Raw genomic sequence first — 2,336 nt, forward strand, 5'->3', positions numbered from 1 at the left:
AAGCGGGCGACTTCCTCCGCATAGAGGGCATGGCCGAGCTGTGGGCGGTATCGCACCGGGTGTGGCACCTGATGGGCGACCAGACGGTGCTGAAGCTGGTTCTGGATGGGCCGATTGCAGACGACGAATAAGCGCCAGACGGCGACGGGTGGTGCTACGCATGGCCGCTTACCCCTGCCCTTCAGTGCCTGGCGCCTTGCCAGTCAGCCGTTGGGCGCACCACTCCTGCCAGCGCGCCTCCAGTTGGTGCTCCTCCAGCAGCGCGCCGGCATCTGGCTCCAGGCCGAGGGCGCGCAGGATCATCACGCCCTCGGGCGTGGAGCCGACAAGGTCATACACCTCAACCGCTGCGGCCAGCAACGCCCGCTCTTCCGGCCTGCGCGTCACGGTGAACACCGTGGCGCTGAAATGCTTGCGGTTGCGCAGCGTGGTGCCCGCGGCTTGCGCCCAACGCTCGGCCATTTCGAGCAGGGCCAGGGCGAAGGGCTCATGCATGGGACACCCCCGCTTCGACTGCGGTCGCCTCCGCTGCAGGAGCACCGACCCCCTGGCCGAGCAGCTGCAGCCTGATCGCAGCGTCAGCCGCCTTGGGCGCCTTGCCGGCCTCCCATTTGGCGATGGTGGGTTGCGACACCCCCACCTCCCGTGCGATTGCGGCTTGAGACATGCCCGCTTGGCGCAGACGCTTAACGGTGGTGGTGGTTTGGCTCATGGCGCGGATCTTATGCGAAATCGAATGCTCCTTGCAATTCGATTTCGATTTATTCGCTCATGCATAGTGCGGCCATGAAAGGCCGCGAACTACTTCAACTGCTGCTGGCGAGCCGCGGACTGACCGCAAACGCTCTCGCCAAAGCACTCAAGGGTGAGACAAAGCAGCCACAGATACACAAGTTCTTGACCGGCGTAGCGGCCGAGCCGAGACGCAGCACGCTGGCTCCCGTCGCCGCCTTCTTCGACATCCCAGTCGATGCGTTTTATGACGACTTTCTGGCCGACAAGATCGCCTTCCAACGCGGACTGGTAGAGGCAACAGAAGTAACCGCTGAAGCACTGAGCACGCAGGCCCCTGTAGCGCGCGAGGCCCATGCGCCAATTCCCTTTGCGCCACCGCCACGGCCGCCAAGCCTACGCGACGCGCTTCGCACACTACGAGACGCCCTCACCGACGAACCTGCGGGGGTCAGGCGCTCGGTTGCTGCAATCATTACTGACCTCGCCGAACGTGCTGAGGACGAAGCCTTCGGCGATCAAATGATTGAGCGAATCATGGGTGCGCTGGGTCGCCAGGGAAACGACGTGCCGCCACAATCTACCCCTTCAGCACAAATTAGGACTGGAGGGTCTTCATGAAGAGGTCGCGCACGAAAGGCGTTTCCACATTGGCAGTGATTGCCTTGCTTGTCGTAGCTGGTATCGGCTATGTTGGCTGGAACTCCTATCAGAAGAGCCAGGCGCGTGCCGCCCACGAAGCCGCCGTGGCGTCTGCCAACGCGAGCATGGACAAGATGAAAGTCCAGTGGCTGGACGCCCTTCGCCTGGCAACCAGCACGCCACGGCTCGGAATGGCTGGACCGATAAGCTCGCTACAGGCTATCCGTCAAAACGCGCAACAGCTTGAGGTTCCGGAGTGCCTGACACCAAACAAACAAAACCTTGTGACTGGCATGAACGAAGCGCTGGAGGGCGTGCTCGCCTTCATGCGGAACGACATGGGTAAGTACGATCTGGAAGAGTTCACATTGAAAAAGATCACCGCAATGAACGACCGTTTCCTCGAATTTGAGAAGAAGCCTGTTCCTTGCTTGGCTAAGAAAACATAAAAAAATCAGCCAACTATGCGAAATCGATTGATTTTTCTATTCGATTTAGCATAATTCCTCCACGCCCACCCCGGGCGATGGAGGTTTCATGTCATCAATCGCAGCGCGTGTTGTCGATACACACGCATCAGCCCAGCAGGCGGTAGGCCATCTCCTCGGGCAGCGGGCCGCTCTGCCCCACAACTTCGATTCGTTCACCGCTGTTCAGGTGCACGACCACTTCCTCCAGCATGGAGTGGAGTGCACCTTGGACTTTGCAGCCCAGGCTCAACGTGACTTCATTGCTCACAAGCTCGAACACGGCGAACTCAGGGCCAGCGTCGATACGGACGATAAACAGGCCCAGACGACGATTCAAGGCCACAACGGTTCCAACGGTCATCGGCCCAGTCTAGATCAGGCCGCATCGCCCCGGCCACCCCGGACCCGTCCTCACCCCGCCCACTACCAAGCCCACGGCCGCCTGTTCCGCGCCATCGTTTCGCTGCCCGAATCGATGTGCGAGCGCGACCG

5 protein-coding genes are annotated in these 2,336 nt (G+C 61.0%); 2 read left to right on the top strand and 3 right to left on the bottom strand.

Annotated elements, in window-relative coordinates:
• Nucleotides 1-168: 168 nt before the first annotated feature.
• Nucleotides 169-495 (bottom strand): hypothetical protein, encoded by a 327-nt coding sequence (locus LWW96_RS13485; RefSeq protein WP_291487806.1) that lies wholly within the window; start codon nt 493-495, stop codon nt 169-171.
• Entirely contained in the window at nt 488-712 is a 225-nt protein-coding gene (locus LWW96_RS13490) for a helix-turn-helix transcriptional regulator (protein WP_291487807.1), read from the bottom strand. Before LWW96_RS13490 ends, LWW96_RS13485 begins: the two co-directional genes overlap by 8 nt.
• Nucleotides 713-786: 74 nt before the next feature.
• On the opposite strand from LWW96_RS13490, the gene LWW96_RS13495 reads away from it, so the two are divergent.
• Nucleotides 787-1,353, top strand: a complete 567-nt coding sequence (locus LWW96_RS13495) for a hypothetical protein (RefSeq protein ID WP_291487809.1) — start codon at nt 787-789, stop codon at nt 1,351-1,353.
• Nucleotides 1,350-1,823 (top strand): hypothetical protein, encoded by a 474-nt coding sequence (locus LWW96_RS13500; RefSeq protein ID WP_291487811.1) that lies wholly within the window; start codon nt 1,350-1,352, stop codon nt 1,821-1,823. The genes LWW96_RS13495 and LWW96_RS13500 overlap by 4 nt, the downstream gene beginning before the upstream one ends.
• A gap of 127 nt (nt 1,824-1,950) precedes the next feature.
• Here LWW96_RS13500 and LWW96_RS13505 read toward each other — a convergent pair whose 3' ends face one another.
• On the bottom strand, nt 1,951-2,205 hold the full coding sequence (locus LWW96_RS13505) for a hypothetical protein (RefSeq protein ID WP_291487812.1): 255 nt from the start codon (nt 2,203-2,205) through the stop codon (nt 1,951-1,953).
• Nucleotides 2,206-2,336 lie beyond the last annotated feature (131 nt).

The sequence above is a fragment of the Acidovorax sp. genome, from assembly GCF_021287135.1.
GTDB lineage: Bacteria > Pseudomonadota > Gammaproteobacteria > Burkholderiales > Burkholderiaceae_C > Acidovorax.

Excerpts from the sequence above, each read along its gene's own strand:
- LWW96_RS13485 (WP_291487806.1), bottom strand. The coding sequence starts at position 495 with ATGCATGAGCCCTTCGCCCTGGCCCTGCTCGAAATGGCCGAGCGTTGG.
- LWW96_RS13490 (WP_291487807.1), bottom strand. The coding sequence starts at position 712 with ATGAGCCAAACCACCACCACCGTTAAGCGTCTGCGCCAAGCGGGCATG.
- LWW96_RS13495 (WP_291487809.1), top strand. The coding sequence starts at position 787 with ATGAAAGGCCGCGAACTACTTCAACTGCTGCTGGCGAGCCGCGGACTG.
- LWW96_RS13500 (WP_291487811.1), top strand. The coding sequence starts at position 1,350 with ATGAAGAGGTCGCGCACGAAAGGCGTTTCCACATTGGCAGTGATTGCC.
- LWW96_RS13505 (WP_291487812.1), bottom strand. The coding sequence starts at position 2,205 with ATGACCGTTGGAACCGTTGTGGCCTTGAATCGTCGTCTGGGCCTGTTT.